15 protein-coding genes are annotated in these 17899 nt (G+C 40.6%); 3 read left to right on the top strand and 12 right to left on the bottom strand.

Annotation, left to right across the window (positions count from 1 at the left end):
* Nucleotides 1–15 precede the first annotated feature (15 nt).
* From EAE30_RS00355 to EAE30_RS00340, 3 genes are all read right to left on the bottom strand, one after another.
* A complete protein-coding gene (locus EAE30_RS00355; protein ID WP_123014954.1) occupies nucleotides 16–1629 on the bottom strand; it encodes an IS1634 family transposase in 1614 nt (537 codons plus the stop codon).
* A gap of 651 nt (nucleotides 1630–2280) precedes the next feature.
* A complete protein-coding gene (locus EAE30_RS00345; RefSeq protein ID WP_123014153.1) occupies nucleotides 2281–2619 on the bottom strand; it encodes a TehB family protein in 339 nt (112 codons plus the stop codon).
* A gap of 329 nt (nucleotides 2620–2948) precedes the next feature.
* On the bottom strand, nucleotides 2949–3683 hold the full coding sequence (locus tag EAE30_RS00340; protein ID WP_123014152.1) for a glutamine amidotransferase-related protein: 735 nt from the start codon (nucleotides 3681–3683) through the stop codon (nucleotides 2949–2951).
* A gap of 81 nt (nucleotides 3684–3764) precedes the next feature.
* Here EAE30_RS00340 and EAE30_RS00335 point away from each other — a divergent pair, with 81 nt between their 5' ends.
* Nucleotides 3765–4559, top strand: a complete 795-nt coding sequence (locus EAE30_RS00335) for an AraC family transcriptional regulator (protein WP_199287023.1) — start codon at nucleotides 3765–3767, stop codon at nucleotides 4557–4559.
* Nucleotides 4560–4638: 79 nt separating this feature from the next.
* Here the strand turns inward: EAE30_RS00335 and EAE30_RS00330 are convergent, their stop codons facing one another.
* The 3 genes from EAE30_RS00330 to norV are packed head-to-tail and all read right to left on the bottom strand — an operon-like array spanning nucleotide 4639 to nucleotide 7848.
* The gene (locus tag EAE30_RS00330; protein WP_123014151.1) at nucleotides 4639–5193 is read right to left on the bottom strand and encodes a class I SAM-dependent methyltransferase; all 555 of its coding nucleotides are present in this window, start codon (nucleotides 5191–5193) and stop codon (nucleotides 4639–4641) included.
* A 49-nt stretch (nucleotides 5194–5242) separates the two neighbouring features.
* On the bottom strand, nucleotides 5243–6385 hold the full coding sequence (norW, locus tag EAE30_RS00325; protein ID WP_123014150.1) for an NADH:flavorubredoxin reductase NorW: 1143 nt from the start codon (nucleotides 6383–6385) through the stop codon (nucleotides 5243–5245).
* A complete protein-coding gene (gene norV / locus EAE30_RS00320) occupies nucleotides 6385–7848 on the bottom strand; it encodes an anaerobic nitric oxide reductase flavorubredoxin (RefSeq protein ID WP_123014149.1) in 1464 nt (487 codons plus the stop codon). The genes norW and norV overlap by 1 nt, the downstream gene beginning before the upstream one ends.
* 271 nt (nucleotides 7849–8119) lie before the next feature.
* On the opposite strand from norV, the gene tehA reads away from it, so the two are divergent.
* A complete protein-coding gene (tehA, locus tag EAE30_RS00315) occupies nucleotides 8120–9046 on the top strand; it encodes a dicarboxylate transporter/tellurite-resistance protein TehA (protein WP_123014148.1) in 927 nt (308 codons plus the stop codon).
* A 244-nt stretch (nucleotides 9047–9290) separates the two neighbouring features.
* Here tehA and EAE30_RS00310 read toward each other — a convergent pair whose 3' ends face one another.
* Genes EAE30_RS00310 through EAE30_RS00300 form a run of 3 tightly spaced genes read right to left on the bottom strand, consistent with a single transcriptional unit; the run spans nucleotide 9291 to nucleotide 13208 of the window.
* Nucleotides 9291–9680: a hypothetical protein gene (locus EAE30_RS00310; RefSeq protein WP_123014147.1), complete on the bottom strand. Its 390-nt coding sequence runs from the start codon at nucleotides 9678–9680 to the stop codon at nucleotides 9291–9293.
* On the bottom strand, nucleotides 9680–11575 hold the full coding sequence (locus EAE30_RS00305; RefSeq protein ID WP_123014146.1) for a site-specific integrase: 1896 nt from the start codon (nucleotides 11573–11575) through the stop codon (nucleotides 9680–9682). Before EAE30_RS00305 ends, EAE30_RS00310 begins: the two co-directional genes overlap by 1 nt.
* A 1-nt stretch (nucleotide 11576) precedes the next feature.
* The gene (locus tag EAE30_RS00300) at nucleotides 11577–13208 is read right to left on the bottom strand and encodes a hypothetical protein (protein WP_199287022.1); all 1632 of its coding nucleotides are present in this window, start codon (nucleotides 13206–13208) and stop codon (nucleotides 11577–11579) included.
* A gap of 147 nt (nucleotides 13209–13355) precedes the next feature.
* Here EAE30_RS00300 and EAE30_RS00295 point away from each other — a divergent pair, with 147 nt between their 5' ends.
* Nucleotides 13356–14303: an IS30 family transposase gene (locus EAE30_RS00295; RefSeq protein WP_123014135.1), complete on the top strand. Its 948-nt coding sequence runs from the start codon at nucleotides 13356–13358 to the stop codon at nucleotides 14301–14303.
* Nucleotides 14304–14406: 103 nt separating this feature from the next.
* Here the strand turns inward: EAE30_RS00295 and EAE30_RS00290 are convergent, their stop codons facing one another.
* From EAE30_RS00290 to EAE30_RS19165, 3 genes are all read right to left on the bottom strand, one after another.
* Nucleotides 14407–15624 (bottom strand): tyrosine-type recombinase/integrase, encoded by a 1218-nt coding sequence (locus tag EAE30_RS00290; protein WP_123014144.1) that lies wholly within the window; start codon nucleotides 15622–15624, stop codon nucleotides 14407–14409.
* An 847-nt stretch (nucleotides 15625–16471) separates the two neighbouring features.
* Nucleotides 16472–17617: an IS66 family transposase gene (tnpC, locus tag EAE30_RS00280; RefSeq protein WP_315972111.1), complete on the bottom strand. Its 1146-nt coding sequence runs from the start codon at nucleotides 17615–17617 to the stop codon at nucleotides 16472–16474.
* Between the two features lie 14 nt (nucleotides 17618–17631).
* Complete coding sequence (locus tag EAE30_RS19165) at nucleotides 17632–17892, bottom strand: DUF6444 domain-containing protein (RefSeq protein WP_315972110.1); 261 nt, start codon at nucleotides 17890–17892, stop codon at nucleotides 17632–17634.
* Nucleotides 17893–17899 lie beyond the last annotated feature (7 nt).

The raw sequence follows: 17899 nt of genomic DNA, 5'->3' as shown, positions 1-17899 counted from the left end.
GATTCCGCAGCCAATTTAGGAATAAACTGCTTCATACAGTACACCAAGAAGCTTAAGCAGCCGAGTCTGATGCTCTTGAACACCCGTTATGAAGCTTTGGCCGCCAAATTCGAGTGTGTCGATACCTTCGAATTTTAAGAATACCCAACGTGCCGTCGGTTTAGTTGTCGTCTTGTTCTTTACCATGCTAGGAAAGAATTCCTCGGTCTTAGTGAGACTCTCTCGGATTTTGTGCTCTAAGCTCGCGTAAACGAGTAGGCTCAGCGTCATGATCATCAGTAGTGCCTCGATTCGCTGAGGTTTCTTCAGGAAAATTGATGATGTTAAGAACTCAGGGCTTTTCAAAAAGCGAAAGCCGCGCTCGACCTTTTGCTGAGACTTGTAATGTTCAAGCAATGCAGCCATTGTTAGGTCGGTGTTGTCAGTATCGTTGGTGGCGAGAATAAACATACCTACTTTAAGCTTGGCCAGTTTCACCTTTTCTAGATCGGTATAAGGCGTAGCATCTATCAAATAGTGGTATCCCGTTGGCTTTTCATCTTTCTTCGGCCGACCACGACCTGAATAAATTGGCTCTTTAACGATGGTTGATTGCGCGAAGCCAAGCAAATGACACTGGCTGGCGAAGTCGCTCATTGCTTGCTCGGCATCCACTGCGCAAGCAAACTGCTTTTTCTTTAGTTGTCCCAGCGCTTTCAGCTCTTTGGTGATATTTTTGTCTAAGTTCTTATAAAACGTTACCTGTTCTCGCTTGGTTGCTTGTTCACTATGAATCAACAGCCACTTCTGAGATACCGAGCCATAATCAGCGTCAACCCAACAACCCGAGTAGCCATTGCCGATATGGCTCAGCTGCTCGGGCTCAAGGTTCATTAAGGCCTCTTTGGCTGATTTAATGGTCATTGGAACACGCGTAATAAACTTCTGTTGTTGCTCATCCAGTGAACGAATGCTCTCTTCGGTGTACAAAGCGGCATCGGCGATGAAGTAGCGACTGTTTTGAGCTGCCTTCAGGCAATGAATATGCCGTTTAGTGACCTCTGAGAATGCCTTAGCATCGTTGGTGTTGCCACTAAGCGCTTGCATGTAAACAGGCAGGCCAGCTTGGTTTTCGCAAATCAACTCAAGGACCACTTGATTTAGCTCTGGACGGTGGTCTCGGCTGTAGCCTTTTACCAGCTTGATGGCATTAAGATCTTCGTCCTGGGCGTATTCACCATCGACATGGAAGCTAGTGATATCAAGGTGGACAGAGTCTGTTTTAAGTCCTAGCTTATCAACGACATGCTCTGCTATCGCTTGATAAAGTGCGGAGACATCTGCTTCATATAAAGCATCTAACGTGCGTCCGAGTACATCGTCCGTTAAATGGTGAGCTTCAATATCTTTAGCAAGCAACTTGGCAACAGGCTTCGTCTCGAAGAAGTCAGAAAACATATGCAGCGTTCTGCTGTGAAAGCCAAGACCATTGAGAATCATCGCCAAGACCGCATCGCCATGTGAAACGTTGTGATCCGAGTACTTGGGAATGATGCGATCAATAATACCAGGTAAACCGATTTCATGGCAGAAAGCAGCGATCAGCCCTAAGTGATCTAGGCGTTTAATGACAGGTTGAGCAGCAGACATAATAAAGTGACCGTTAAATAACAGTAATAGATCAAAACTGGGGATCGCGGTCAAGAGGTCTGTCGCACTAACATTTGTAAACGATCACTGGATCACATTGTTTTAATTCTGAAATTGGCTGCGGAATGACGGATTATAATTAGTGTTTAACAGTCCAGATTTTTCATCAAAGGCCATATCTATATGAAGATTGTCTATCTCATTACAAAAATCATGTAGTTCATCATACCCGTCAATTAATCTCTGTTTTTGGTTTGATGTCAAAGACATATCATGAGCAATTGGAAGTAAAAATGAGTTTTCCAGTTCCAAATGAATTTTTTTAACGCCCTATATAGTCTTTTTATTCTTACAATTATGTACTGTTTTGCATAAGATTTAGACTGTATGGTTTCCTTAAGTTTTTTTATTTCCAGCTCTAATTGAGCGTGTTGCACTGTTAGTGTCTTAACCCAACCATGTTTTCTATCATGTGATTGATAATCTAAATTTTCATTTGGATTTTTTTTATTTGCTAACATAGCGAAATTAAAACCCCATCCTTATTTTTAATTATTTGTAAAATAATAATTTATTGTTAGAGAGTATCAAGTGAGGTATTTTAACCTCACTTGACACTCAAATTATTATCTCTGGTTAAATATGTAGTAGCTACGATTTAGTGTTGTACATTTTTTGATTCTTTTTATCAGAGTCAGACCAGAAATTAATATTAAACTGTGCATCATTGCTTAGCTCGATACGATGCCAATACTGCGGTGGGCTTGTTGCAAAACTACCCGCAGGGATGACAACTTTGACTTCCGGATCAACTGCTTCTGCATCAGCAAACCCATAGTAGGTTACAACTCCTTCCATCACACAAAGTTGGCCAAAAACCCCCTCTGCGGTATTATGATGAGAAAGCAATGCATCTGGCACATTTTCTTTGGTAAAGAATGGAGTAGATCTTTGGATAGTCCAATTCTTAGGAATTCTTTGGTGGCTCATAGTTGTTCTCCTGTATATATTCGGCTTTTAGGTAATTGATAACTTCCGTTCAATCTGCAAATCCCATTCATACAAAGCAACTCTGTGAATGTTGTTTTTGCATACTTCGTAACCTTCTTAACTTAATCCACTGTAATGTCACTTTTATAAAAGCATAATACGTGCCAAAATCACAAAGCCCTTAATATCAATGAGTTACATGATATCGCATTTTAATTGTTATCATTGCGACAACATTGAGGTGCTATCATTATGATAATAATATTATCCACATGACAATACGCGATATAACAAAAAGCCAGATGTATCCTGTAAACCCGTTAATAGTATTAAGAATCCCCGGACATTCTTTTCAAATACTCCGATACCAAATTATCCATAAAGTAAGTCAATAGCTGATGCATGCGATTCGTGGAAAAGTTCACCATGCTAGATTCAGGATCTACATATCGATATGTATCATGCTTGGCAAGTGTGTCCATGCTGTGTTCTATCAACCCTGAATAGCCTGATTCAACAAACTCAAGGTGACACTGAAACCCATATACAAACTCGGAGTATCGAATAATTTGCCTGGGACAACCTTCACTATATGCGAGGACTTTGGCTGATTCTGTCAGACCTGGCATGTCATTGTGCCAATGCCCGACAATTTCAGTTGGCTCAAATGAATTAAATAATGGGTCTTCAACTCCGTCAGTTGTTAAGTGGATCGGAAAATAGCCTATTTCCAAGTGAGGACTTGCTTCATAATGAGCTCCTAATGCCTGTCCTATAAGTTGGGCCCCAAGACATATTCCTATTACCGCTTTTCTATTCTCAATAGCGTTTCGGATTAGTTCCTGCTCTTTTAAGGAATCGAAGTAAGAGCATTCTTTAATAGTAGTTGATGGGCTTTGAGGACCACCTAAAACAATCAAGCAGTCAAAATCCAACTCACTTGTCGGTAAGGCTTCACCTAAATAAGTTCGCGAGTGTGAACTCCGATAGTTACGTTCATGTAGCCAATGTTCAAAATACCCAACACCTTCAAAAGCTTCATGTATGACGAAGTGAAACTTCATAACCGCTCCGGTTTATCTATAAAGCCCATTATGATATGCTCGAATTCATATGGCTTGATAAGGATAGATAGACAAGTAACCATGCTAAACCGCCATGCTATATCAGCCAATGAGATGATGGTTGCTAACCCTAACTCTCCTGCTTTGGTCAAAACAATCGAAATGCCAAAAGGTTATCTCGATACCAAGCACTTTCACCCTTGGCATCAAGTCATATTCCCGGTTGAGGGACTACTTCAAACTAAATCGGGTCAGCATCAATACCTTGTTCCTCATACTTCAGCCTTGTTTATTCCTGCTCCTCTTACGCATGAATCAATTGCTTTGTCGGACACGATCTTTGTTGGAATATATATCAATCCGAAATTTTGCAAAAAATACGAAAAGCAGATTCGTACTATCGCTTTGACACCATTTTTCAGAGAGTTATTGAAAGAGGTACGTAGGAGTTGCCTTAGCGTTGAAAACCAGAATGAATTGCAGAATTTATTGAGTGTACTGCACGATCAAATACTCAGAAATGACATAGTGACATTTAAGCTGTTGCTGCCACAAGACAAACGTTTAAAGGTTATTTTTGATAAACTCACTAAAACGCCAGCGTTAGATTGGTCATTAAAAACTTGGGGGGAGTACGTTGGGGCCTCTGAGCGAACGCTATCAAGGCTTTTTGTTAAAGAGTTTAATACTTCCTTCCCTCTTTGGAGACAGCACCTAAGGCTAGTTTTCTCATTGTCCTTGCTCAATGAAGATATACCAGTACAGGCTATCGCTGACAAAATAGGGTATAAAAACGACTCTTCTTATATAAAAGCATTTAAATCCTATTTCAATACAACGCCACAACAGTTTAAAAGAAATAAAATTGAGCTTTAAAAGAGAAAGCAGGCTCAGTTCGTGATAAAAAATCATAATTGCCGCCTAGTAAATAAAGACAGCAATTATAATCAGTTACCTACATTGCTTTAAAAGTTAGAATATAGTGGTCTGGGCAACCATCTGCATCAAAGTCCATGACTTCAAATCCAGCCTCGCCGACTTCTTCAATGGCTAGCTGTGGTGAAACACGTGCATTACTCCCTTTAAAATCGACGATAACAAACTTGGTATTGAGAACTGTCTGTGATCGCATTTTTTGTAAAAAGGCAACTCGCTCAGGAATGAAACGGTATGTGTTTGCCATAAACACGATGTCAACACCCAGTGGAATGCAAGGATTATCCGGTTGAGACAAAACGACTTGTATATTGTCAAATACCTCATCAGAAAATCGATTTTGCATATAAGCCACCATATTAGGCTCACTATCAATTGAGTAGACTTGTCCGTTCTTGACTATTTGGGAGAAAATACTCGAAAAATAGCCAGTTCCGGCTCCTACATCGGCAATTGTTTCATTATCTTTTAGATCAAGACAGCGAGTTATATGACTGGTCCTTTGCCATTCCTCGCGGTTCTCACTATCAAAGACCTCTTTTAATCTTTCTGGTTCTGAAAAACTAATTCCCATAATTATTGTCTACTTGCTGTATATATTTACTTGAATTCTGAAAACTTTGCTATTTTTCAGTCTGAAGTTCACGTAGCAGCGGAAAAGCCTTACTCACGTTATCTTGTGTAACAACAAAGCCAGAAAGTCTCTCTTTGTTGTCGTAGGCTTTCGCCATAATGCCATCTTTAGCGATAGTCACCTGCCAGCTAGCAACATCGTCACAGGTACCACCTAACTGAACCGGATAGTGAGGAGTTTTCACTTTAGTCATCATAGGCGGAAGAGTTAGTTCACCCGTACCGGAAAGCAATTGGCTGGTCAATACATTCGCACTCAGTACGATAGGCTGTAGAAATGCCACCACTTTTCCTTCAATCTCTGAGCAATCACCAAGCGCATAGATGTCATCAATCGTCGTTTCCAGATGCTTATTAACTACTATGCCTCGATTCACCTCTGCTCCGGCTTTTTGAGCCAGTTCGGTGCTGGGGACTAATCCAGCGGCGGAGATAACGCAGTCTGTCTGGTATTGCAACCCTTTATTCGTCGTTACAGTCAGACCGCTCTCGTTATGCTTAAGGGAAGTGGCATAATCCATAAACTCAATACGAACTCCGTCATTGCGTAGCTGCTTTTCAAGAGCTGTTGCGACAAAGTCAGGCATTAGATTAGTCATCAAGTGATTACCCGGCTCCAGAATCGTTACCAGCTTATCACTGGACGCAAGATCCATCGCTAACTCAGTTCCGATAAGGCCACCACCCATAATTAGAATGCGTTTAGCATCAGTAATACTTCGTTCAGAGGTACGATATTCGTCTAGGCTATTGAGCGTAATAACTTCGCTAGCCGCATCTCCACTTAATACCGGGACAAACGTTCTGGCACCGGTTGCCAGAACTAGTTTGGAGTAACGGTAACAGGCACCATTGGCAATAATATTGTGAGCCTTAGCATCTATCTCATCTACTCTGGTATTGGCAAACAGCTCGATTTTATGCTGCGCCGCAAACTCTTTCCCCGCCATAGATATGAGCTCATCAGCAGTCTGGCTGCGAGTAAACACATGGCTGAGATCCGGTTTGTTGTACTCATCACCATTGTCGACTGTGAATAGCTGTATCGGAATATCGCTGTTTTTACGACGCAGTGTTTTTACCAGTTGGTAAGCGGCAAAGCCGCTTCCAATAATAATCAGAGGCGCTTCCATCAGGCTGCCTCCTGGCCATCTTTTGAGTGCTCAACAAAAACCTCTTTGCCAAGATTACACTCTGGGCAAAGGAAGTAATCCGGTACGTCACCCCATGCTGTACCAGGCTCTACACCTTGGTTTGGTTCACCAATAGTAGGATCGTAAACCCAGTTACAAACAGTGCAAATCATGCATTGACAATCTGCCGGATGCTCTTCACTTTCAGAAGGGGCTGCAATTTCAGTTGGTGAGGATATTGGTTTTGCTTCTGCCAGTGTTTCACTGTTTAAAGCCCACTGTTTAGCGATCTGACGGCCATGTTCGCGACATTCACGCACTGCCTTACCATCTGGACGCCATTTTGTTTTCAGGCTTAATGCTGTTTCGAATCCGGCATCGGTTAAGCGGGCATGGATGCGATCAACAGCGCCACCATTCCAGCCATAGCTACCAAAGGCAGCGGCCTTCTTATTTTTAAACCTCAGACCGGTAATCTCTTCGAGCATGCCTGCAATCTTTGGCATCATCACGTTATTCATTGTGGATGAACCAACGAATATCCCTTTAGATCGGAATACGTTTGCCAAAATTTCATTTTTATCGTGTTTAGAAACGTTAAATACTTTTACTGCAACTTTTGGGTCGACATCATGGATGCCCTGAGCAATAGCATCAGCCATCATACGCGTGTTATTAGACATAGAGTCGTAGAAAATAGTGATTCGATCTTCCTGATAATTATTTGCCCACTCAAGATACTGATGTACGATCTGAGTCGGGTTGTCGCGCCAGACAATACCGTGAGATGTTGCAATCATATCCACCGGAACATTAAAGCTCAGAACCTCATTGATCTTTGCCGTTACCAGGCTGCTGAATGGAGTCAGAATATTGGAGTAGTAACGAAGGCACTGATCCATCAGTTCATTCTGTTCGACCTCATCATTAAACAGGTGCTCGTCGCAATAGTGCTGACCAAAAGCATCATTACTGAACAGTACTGCATCGCCGGTCATATAGGTCATCATGCTGTCCGGCCAATGCAGCATTGGAGCTTCAATAAAGATAAGCTGCTTTCCGTTACCAATATCAATGGTATCGCCTGTTTTAACAGTTCTGAAGTCCCACTCCGGATGGTGGTGGTGTCCAACAATAGAATCGATAGCAGCTTCAGTGCAATAGATTGGTGTACCCGGTATTTTTTCCATAAGAGCTGACAGAGCACCCGAGTGATCTTCCTCTGCATGGTTAACAACGATAAAGTCGATATCACTCAGATCTATTTCCATTTCCAGATTCTGAAGAAACTGGTAGCTGAAACGGTGATCAACCGTGTCGATCAGTACGGTTTTCTCTTCACGGAGAAGGTAACTATTGTAGCTGGTTCCTTTTGTCATTTTGTACTCTGTACCATGGAAGTCCTGAACTTCCCAGTCACGTTGGCCAACCCAGTGGATATTGTTTTTTACATGAATAGTCATTTTCTCTTACCTATAAATAGTTGTTTCGATTTTCTCTGTAAGAGCATTATGTGTGCCAATATAAATACTAATTAAATATCAATAGGATAGCCGTCACGTCATTTTCACCTTGTCTTTGTGATAATTCAATATCATTATCATTAAGATAATACGATATCAAATAGATAATATAATAAGGGATATTTAAGGGGTGAAATTTACTAAAGCTAATCCTTTTGCTCTTAATTCTTATTTATGATGTAATCCGCTTTTTTTCGCCCACGAGTAAAACATGTCTAATACAACTATTCCTGCATCCTATTTCGGCGTTGTACTTGGAATTTCCGGTTTAGGTCAGGCTTGGCGTACCGCCCATACCCTCTGGGGATTACCAGCAATCATTGGCGAAAGCTTGTTGGTTATAGCTATATTAGTATGGCTGATTTTATTGATAGCCTACATAACACAAGCGATACGCACACCTTCTTCGGTTGGCCAAGAGTTTCTCCATCCCGTGCAAGGCAGTACTCCTGCGCTAATAGGTATATCTACATTGCTTATAGTACTTGCAGTCCTACCTTATTCACGTCAACTAGCGTGGAGTTTAACTGTTGCAGGCATCATTTGGCATGTGTCTTTTTCACTCTGGCACAACGGTTCACTCTGGAAGGGTGGCCGTCAAAAAATGGATTCTGTGCCCACATTATATCTCCCTACTGTAGCCGGAAACTTTACTAGCGCTGCTGCACTAGGTGCTCTAGGGTATCCTGACTGGGGATGGCTATTTTTAGGTGCAGGTATGTTCTCATGGCTGGCATTGGAGTCATTAATTATCCAACGTCTTTGGCAAGCGCAAGAGCTACCTTCACCACAACGTCCGTTACTCGGTATCCAATTTGCCCCTCCAGTTGTGTGCGCCATGGCTTGGCTCACCATAAATCCCGACAGCAATGACTACTGGATTCTGATGTTATGGGGATATGGGCTTTATCAGTTAATGCTCGGTATCCGGCTAGGAAAGTGGCTCGGTGCACAGCCCTTTGCTCCGTCCTACTGGGCCTATACATTCGGTATCGCAGCTGCAACTGTTAGCGGCCTTAAACTAGCGTTAGCGGGGGTAGGTTCTGCTGAAATTATTGCGATACCTGTTTTTATCGGTGCAAATTTGTTTGTCGGTTACCTCAGTATGCGGACACTGGGTATGTTTATTACAAAGTGAGCACAGAATTTTCTGATTTTTTACTCACTAATATTACAAAGCATTCTTCATGCGATGCTCTGATGGACTTTTTCCAGAAACGTGCGTGCCCCGATTTTGACCTGATATTAGAAAATGTAGGGCAAATTCTAGCTGGATTTATCGGTGAAAATTTTCGCCAGCACGGAAAGGGGCATTTCTGTTTTAGATTTGTTCATTTTTGTTCTCAGGTATTATGAAATTATCTGTATATCGAATGTAACCATTACGATTTGAGTGGTATAACATGGTCTTGATTTGTTTTGGTTTTATAACGGTGTAGCTCCCATGTGAGCTGAGCTATAGCATTAGTCGAAGCCTCAAGTTCTATCTTTTGAGCAGCATTGTCCGATTTTAACTTTTCGATTTGCTCTTTTGCTTTCGTTAGTTGAGCTTTCTCTTGTTTTGACTTAAGTGCATTTTTTGGGGCTTTTGATTCGCTAGAGAGCGTTGCCTTTGCCTTTTCAGCTAAGATAACTTCCAACACATCAGGATGGTATTTTGATGAACCATTGGCGACACCTGCGCGTTTTTCTACAGCGAAGGGACTGATTTTTCTACCTTCACCTCTTAACTCATCCAGAGCTTTTAACAGTTTTTCTTTTACTCGTGACATTAAAGACTCCCTAACTCGAATCGGTTAAAATCAATACCATGCTCAAACATAACTTTCTCAGCAGCACGTATATCTGTTAACTCACGAGCCAATGTATTTCGGTTAAATAGTCCAAGCTGTTTCATTTTTTCAATGTTGGAACAAAGTGAACGGTGCCTTTTTTGCCACCGGAATGCTTCTTCCTTATTGATATTTAGATTTTCACAATCTTCAGCAACACAGTTCGATGGTTCAAAAATATGCGCTAATTTGCATTTTACTCCAGCAAAACAACGGCCATAACCAGTGGTTTTATTTGCTCCTTTTGTTTTCTTGGCAAGAGATTCAAATTCTTTCTCAGTCATTACCCTTGGATCACCTTCAAACGCTTTCATAAAACCACCTGACTGTTCCTCTGGATGCTCAACCATATCTTTTAAGTATTTGATATGAGCAACTTCCTCCGCTTGCTCAATATCTCTTTTAATACTGGCTTGGTTTTCTATACCAAGTAGTGTTAATACGTCACTGTGGCTGGCATAAATGGCGGTCATAGACAAGTGGATATGTTTAAATTGCTGTTTCAATGAGGCAAGCGAAACCAGACCATTACCTACAACGAAATGAGCAAACGAACGTCGAAGTGAGTGAGATGAAAAGTGCCAATAAATCGTTTCATCTTCTCTCTGCTTACGCGGTTCAAATCGTTCAGATATAACAGGATTTAGTAGCGAATAAGCTTCATTCATTGTTGAAGGTATATACTGAATGTTTATATGGTTTGAATAGAATTTAAATAAATCACTCAAACCCTTTGTATTGAGTAAAACTTCTTTTTTTGAGCACTTTATATTGTTACCTGTTTTGGCCTGGCGATCGAAAGAAAACCGTGGACTGATATGAATGTTATTTTTTTCAGAACGATGGTCGCTATTTAGCTCTCTTAGTACAGACAAAGCCTTTTGGCATATTGGCGAACAGGCCCATACATCTTCTCGCGATATTTTTTCTAGTTTCCTAGTCCATGAGCGAAGAGTTGGCAGGGTAATACCTTCAACCTCGATCTCTTTGTATGAATCGTGAGTAATACATTGTAATTCACTAATCCGCATACCAGTGAAAGCACTACAAGTAACAAAACAAGCGCTCTCATATACTCTAAAAGCCTCTACGGCCTCTTGTTCAGAGATGTTCTTTCTTTGAGCAAATTCTTTTACATCTTTCAATATATTAAGATCAAGGAAAGCAGTTTCTACATCATTTATGAGCTGCCCCATTAATTGCTCGTAGATAACAGGAATAACTGTCGGATAATGTCCTTTCCCGGTTAAAGAATATTTTTTTTCTACCTGATTAATGGTTTTTCCTTCAGGAAGACATAGTTCGAAATGACGTTCTTTGGGGAAATAACTATTAAGATGACTTAAAACACTTAAATTATTTAAAGTGACTCTACTTGTATTCTCGGCAAGACTAGATAAATTTTGTAATAGCTGATGAAACACCAGTTCATTACTTAACATTGAAAGGTGATTTATTTGCGTATTTTTAAAACATCGTAAGATTTTTTCTGTATATCTTATGATATTGAAACATGATTCAATTTTTCGAAATGAATTTCCTACATCAAGCAGTCTGCCTTTTCCTCCCCAAACTAAAAAATACGCTCGTTGTTTGAGTTCAAGAAGCAGCTTTGCATTGTGTTTTCCTTTAGGAAATCTGAATATATATTGTGATTTTGGTGCACCATTAGTATTGAAAAAATCATTGAAATCCCATTTTTCATCTTTGAAATAAGAAACCGGAGAAAAACTTTTATCGAGACTGACCACTGTATCATCCGTAGGCATTGAATAGTCACCATCGGATAAAGAATACACATCAAAATCAGTGTGATTTAAAGCAACGCTATACATATTATCCTCTTAGAATATCTTCAATAGAGTTTTCATCCCAAATAGGGTGGATTTCTCGTTTTAATTTCATTTCAGCTGCTTTAAGGTTGGACTTTTTAAAGCGTTTTTTTAACTCAACAATATTTAGCTTAATCTCGCCATAGTTTTGAATGAAGTGAGAAAGATCTTTATGTAGTGTCATTGCCTCATTTAGTCGTTGCTCAAAGGATAGTAAACGCCAGATATCATTACTATCATCAACCACACCAAAGTTTTTGCAGGAGAAACACTTCACAACGAATCCACATCCCATATGTGATTTATCATCATCACTGAGAAGCTCATTTTTATTCATATTTTTTTGAAATTCATTTCGTTGTGGGGATTCATTCCCTTTACAAAATCCACCGTTTGTAATCCGTTCTACATTACCTTCTGTTTTACTTTTAAGAAGATTAAATTCTTCTGGCGTTAAGACATTACCGATTAGTTCTTTAGTTCGTACAATGGCTACCTTTGTTCCTCCCGATGGATTTTCACCTAAGTACTGAAGGGTAGTTACACCAATTGCCAGTTGCCTTTTAGCATCCGTTTCTGTTGTCTTACTATATTTCGCTGTATCAAAAGTATTAGGTGAATTTCTCGTAGCTAGTGAAGCATGAAGACGACCTTTTTCAGCCTCCATTTTTTGTTTAATTGTAGATTTCAAAAGTGAGCAATTTAAACGGAAGGTTGGATTATCCTGATATAGTGCATCGATATCATCGTAAGTTCGGCGAAGGTAACGTACATAAACACGCAAGCTAACTTGAGAAGGAGATGCACCGTGTAACCTTTTGAAAAGAAAAAGTGTTTTCGAGACTAATTCGGTTGGGTGTTCTTTTAAAAATGTTAGATGGGATTCAAAGAAGGTCTTACAGCTCTGACGGGGAGTAAAATTATACTCATTATTCTTATAGTTGTTGCGGCTTTTTACCCCCATAATGGATAAACGATTACCTCCCATTTTCTTCATTTTAAATTTATCATCAATATACATATTGATGGTTTCTGTTTGACCTGAACCGAGATAATAAATAGTCAAAAATACAGCATTATAGATAAGCTTATCGAAGATGATTTCTTTCTTACGTTCAGGTAAATTTTCGACAAATTTTTTAAGCAGAGCTTTACGGTCTCGAAGTAAAGCTCTACCTATGGTTTTAAGCTCTTTTATAGAATAATTATTGCTGTCCAAGCGACCACTATAGGTATCTAGGTTGCGTTTTTCCCTTGGGATTGGTTTCAATCCGAACTTAGTTAAACATGAGGATAAAATTGCCCCCAAACGCCCCAATGTCTTGCCGGTAATTGTTTTGCCACTAAGCCCTGTACCACAGGAAATCATAGAAAGATAATTAGCTAGTATGAATTCGCTACAAATTTCAGTAGAAAATGAGACTTTTCCCTTTGAATCATTAGCGGCGTATTTCCAAACCAAAACTCTTCTGATAATAGGATACATGGATGCTTTAGTTGAGGAATTCCAGCCAGAAGAATCAAACCGGGTAAGTAACCATTTTGTATGTTCTGAAGTGCAGTATTGCTCGAGTTCCCTAAAATCAACGTGATAGTTATGACCAGTTCCTGATTTCCAGCATTGTTGATATTTCATAATAGTTTGCACATTATTTTCTATGACCATGTCTTCTGTTGGCCCGATTTCAGATAATAAGTGCGACATTCATGGAAATATGTAGAAGAGGAAGCCAACTGCTGAAAGTGGTACGCTCTTCTCGCCAAAGAAACAAGCAGTACTACCATGAATTATCAACAGTTGACCGAAGGCAGAAGATACCAGATTTCTGCTCTTTTGGAACGGGGAATTTCGGTTCCTGAAATAGCTAAAACAGTTCAGTGCCACCGCTCGACGGTATACCGTGAGCTTAAACGCGGTCGGAAGGGAGAGCATTATTGCCCTAACGAAGCCCAGATGTCGTCTACCAAAAAGCGCAAAACAGCACGTAAATACCGAATACCAAAGGAACGTGTCGATTTTATCCGCCTTCTTTTAGAAACAGATTGGAGTCCAGAGCAGATTTCTAATGTATTAACGAAAATTGGTGCATCTGTCAGTCATGAGTGGATCTATCGCTTTGTTGCTCAAGATAAACGCTTGGGCGGTAAGTTATATCGTCACTTGAGACAAGGTCATAAGCGGTATCGCCGAGGTAAACAAGAGAAAGCTCCAGCGATAAAAAATGCCGTTTCGATTGATGATAGACCAAGCATCGTTGACAGTAAGGAGCGGTTTGGTGACTGGGAAATCGACACTGTGCTAGGTAAGCATGGTACAGGTGCAATGGTGACTATTTTAGAGCGTAAGACTCGATTTTACGTGGTAAAGAAAGTGCCATCTAAGTCAGCGGATGATGTCACCAAAGCGACAATAGAGCTACTGAAGCCCTATAAGAAACATGTCCATACCATTACGGCAGATAACGGGCGAGAGTTTGCAGGTCATGAAACCATCGCAAAAGAATTAAAGGCTGATGTGTACTTTGCTCATCCGTACAGTTCTTGGGAGCGTGGTGCTAATGAGAATGCGAACGGTCTTTTAAGGCAATATGTGAAGAAAGGAACCGATCTAACGACAGTGACGGACATCGATATAGAGTTCGCTTTATCGCGGATAAATTACCGTCCGAGAAAGTGTTTAGGCTTCAAGCAGGCAGCCATTATATTTGAGGAGATGGCTTTAGCTTCTTGATATTGGAGAGTGTCGCACTTCGCAGTTGAATTCGGGGGTATAGAACGGTACTTACGACCAGAATCACCAATATTCTTTGTTTTTTCATTGATTACCTGAGAACTCATAATTCATCCCCAATATCACCTAGAATGTTGGTCATGACTTCAGGAACCATATTTTTTTCGGGGTTCCCTTCCCAATACGTTAGGTATCTCATGGTTGTAGCGAGATCTTTATGCCCCATCTCACTTTTTAGTTGGGCTAGTGCTTGAGTTGTTGTCAGTGAACCAAGATTTAGTAATGTTTCTAGTTTATTGGCACCAAAAGTTGCCCGTAAATCATGCAAACGATGAGAGAAATGTTTGTTGTCATATTGACGAATGGCTTTACGTAGCTTACCCCATAAGACATTAAGCATCTGTGTGTTAAATGGATTTCCTGATTTAGTCAATAATGCGGGAATATTCGTGTTACCTGTTGCTTGATAAAATAGTGTTGCCCGGTTTTTGTACCTACTTGTTTCATGATAACTGTTGAAAGCTTTCATCAGCCATACGGGCATAGATATTTCACGATTTAAATCGTATTTGGTCTTACAGTCATTACCTGGCCCGATACGTATTCCTGTCATTGTTTTTCCGTCAAAGCCATTGGGAATACAAAAGTGCTCTCTTTTGATGTCTGATATTTCTACTGCTCTTAACCCTGTCGTAATGGAGAGAGAAACTGCTAAACGAAATTCATAAGATAGCCCATTGGATTCCCAGTTGTCCCTGACATGGCTAATGTCGAGATCATCCAATGGTCTTAATTTTGTTCCGCTATATCCTCCACGGATCGAGCAGTCCGTAATGTTTTGTCCATATTTGGTCACACCTTGTATATCGAATGGCAATTCAGAAATGTATCCGTGACGGTAGCAAAACATATAAAAGCGTCTTACAACCGACAGGAATGCTTTAGCTGTTTCTCGTGAATAATTTCCTTTTGCAATCTGGTCCTCAAGATTATTTCTGAAAAGGAAAATTGGATAACGTTTCAGATGATGATTCGTTTCATTCCACTTAATATTGTTTGCATCTAGAAAACGAAAGTAAGACAGCATGGCAAACGAACTAGGTTGAGTATCCTTTAACCCTTCAACGATTCTCCGACTTAATATAAAAGAATTAACTTCAAAAATTGGATTTCCGACAGGGTCAAACAACAAGCTTATCCCTTTATAACAGGTTGTTTTATCGACGGAGTATGAAAGCTCCCCATCTTCGTTTGGAAAAGTATTTACATCCCCGATGTTCAGGTCGCTGCTGGTTGCAATTAAATGATATTGACTAGTCATATAAAATCCCTTTTCTCTAACTATAAGTTTAGCTTTCACTCTAATTTTGTCAATTAAAAGAGAATTAATTATGCTCTAATTTAAACTTTTTGATATGTAGTTTAGTTTAATAAAGTATCATACTGGTTGTCTTGGGCATCCACAGATTGAGCGGTCCCATTCAAACACGTTTCTGGACAAAAATGAGTTATAAGTTCCTCTAATTTAGCTATCAACGGATAATTTTAGGTATTGGATAGGCAAGCTGACGGAATTGCAGTACAGGAAGCCTACTGCTCGTAACAGGCTTCCCATATAAAGGAGATGAACTCCAAAGGTATACCGAAAGCTTTTATCGCAAGATAACTTAGCTATCAGCTTATCTAGTGTATATAGATATCTTAGTTAGCTGGTTGCCAGAGAACATCTTCAAAATGCTTGTCGTTGACTATGAAAGCGACGCTGTACCGGGCTCTAGTAATAGCGACATACAGTTTATTTTGACTAGTTTGCTTATCGGCAAAAGCGCCATCTTGTCCTTTCAGAAACTTAATAAAGCGGTCTGTCGGATGGATTAGCACATGGTCAACAGTTTGGCCTTTGGAGTCACCAAAGGTCATCAAATTTTCATATATATCTAACTCTTTACCTGAGTTAGCAGAATGCCTAAGTATTAAAGGAGTATGTTGTTTAACATACTTTGAGACATCTTTTCTGGAAACGAAATGTATACCAGTATGTATGCCTATGTCAGGGTTTTCTACTTTAGATACTGTTTTGGAATACCCCTCTCCCTTATGAACTGTATCTGCAAATTCACATATTGGCTGTATTGTAACCGTTCACCAGTAGGTACTTGATTTGCTCGCTATAGGTTGAACACGTTGGGATAGGGTTGGCGTGCGGTGACCGCTTGTACTATCTCAGAGAGTACTGCATACGTTGATAGTCCGCGTTTTTTACACGTCTCAACAAGCGAGTGGATGCGACCTCTAAATTTATCACCCGCATCGGATGTCGTTCCATAGCTGATTTTTCTCTGAATGACGCAACCACGTATGCGCCTCTCCGCTTCATTATTTGTCAGCGGTATTGAGGTATCGTTCAGGAACAACCATAAGCTTTGCCTATGCTGCTGCAATTTTTCGCATCGTCCTTTATATCTTTGGACTATCAGTGTACTGCCTTTTTCAAGCCAGTCATCGAGGGATTTTTGCAGTCGTTGCATTCGCCGAAGATATTGACCGTGCGTGATTTCCTTTCTTTCAAGACGATGACGAATACGGAAAATCATATTGGCAATCAGAGTTAAACGACGGCCGACGTAAGCGGTATATCCTCCGCCACTATAGTCCGCTATTTGTTGAAGGTTACGTGTGACATGCGACCAGCAGAGTTGATGTTTTTCTGGGTTTATCCAGTTGTAGCTTGGGCATTGGTCACTCACAACGAAGCCTGAGTAATGTTCACCAAGCACCGTTTTCGCAGAATGCATGGAACGAGAGAATAAGATTTTCTCATAAACAAGGTTTTCACTGGCCACAAGCCAGCACCATCGAAGCCCTTCTTCGTCATTACGAGGATGAGAGGTTTCATCAACATGTACCAGTGGTGCGGTTTGGATACTATCTCGAATGGCTTGGTGGAGTGGCGTTAACATCGAAGCGACTTTCGTTTGCGCTTCGCTAATGGCTCCAATAGAGAATGTGGTTCCAAATTGCTCTTTCAGAAGTGAGCGGGTTTTACGGATACTTAAATGGTACTGACCGGCTAATACCGCAATATAGCTGAGAAGATTCGGCCCCATGATCCCTTGAGAAACATGGTCAGGTTTCTTTGCTCTGAGCAGTTCATTGCAGTGCTGGCATTGTCCTGAATACAGTCGGTACTCAGTAATATCTATCGTTGGTTTAGGAATTTCATGGACCTGGTGACGATAAAAAGGCGTGTCATGAACCGTGACGTCAGTGTTACCGCAACATGGACAAGTTGAGTCAGGAAAGCAATCAACCACGACATCACTGTCTTTTAGTTCTGAGAGTTGTCGTTGATGCCCTGAGTGACCCGGTTTAGCTCCGCGCGAATGGCGACCACCAGAGCTTTGAGCTTTTTTCTTTCAGCTCGCTCTTTTGGCCCATCGGTTGAAGGAGGTTTTGAAGAGTTGGAGCAATTGGTCTTGAGTTTATCTTCATAAAAACGCAGTTGTTCCCACAGCTCTTGAATGAGTGCGTTAGCTTCTTTGATATCAGAAGCCACAGGTGGCGCTTCTGTGAATTTGGATTTTTTCATTTTCATG

This window comes from Vibrio zhugei (genome assembly GCF_003716875.1).
GTDB classification, from domain to species: Bacteria; Pseudomonadota; Gammaproteobacteria; order Enterobacterales; family Vibrionaceae; genus Vibrio; species Vibrio zhugei.
This window is presented reverse-complemented; position numbering and strand designations above follow the sequence as displayed.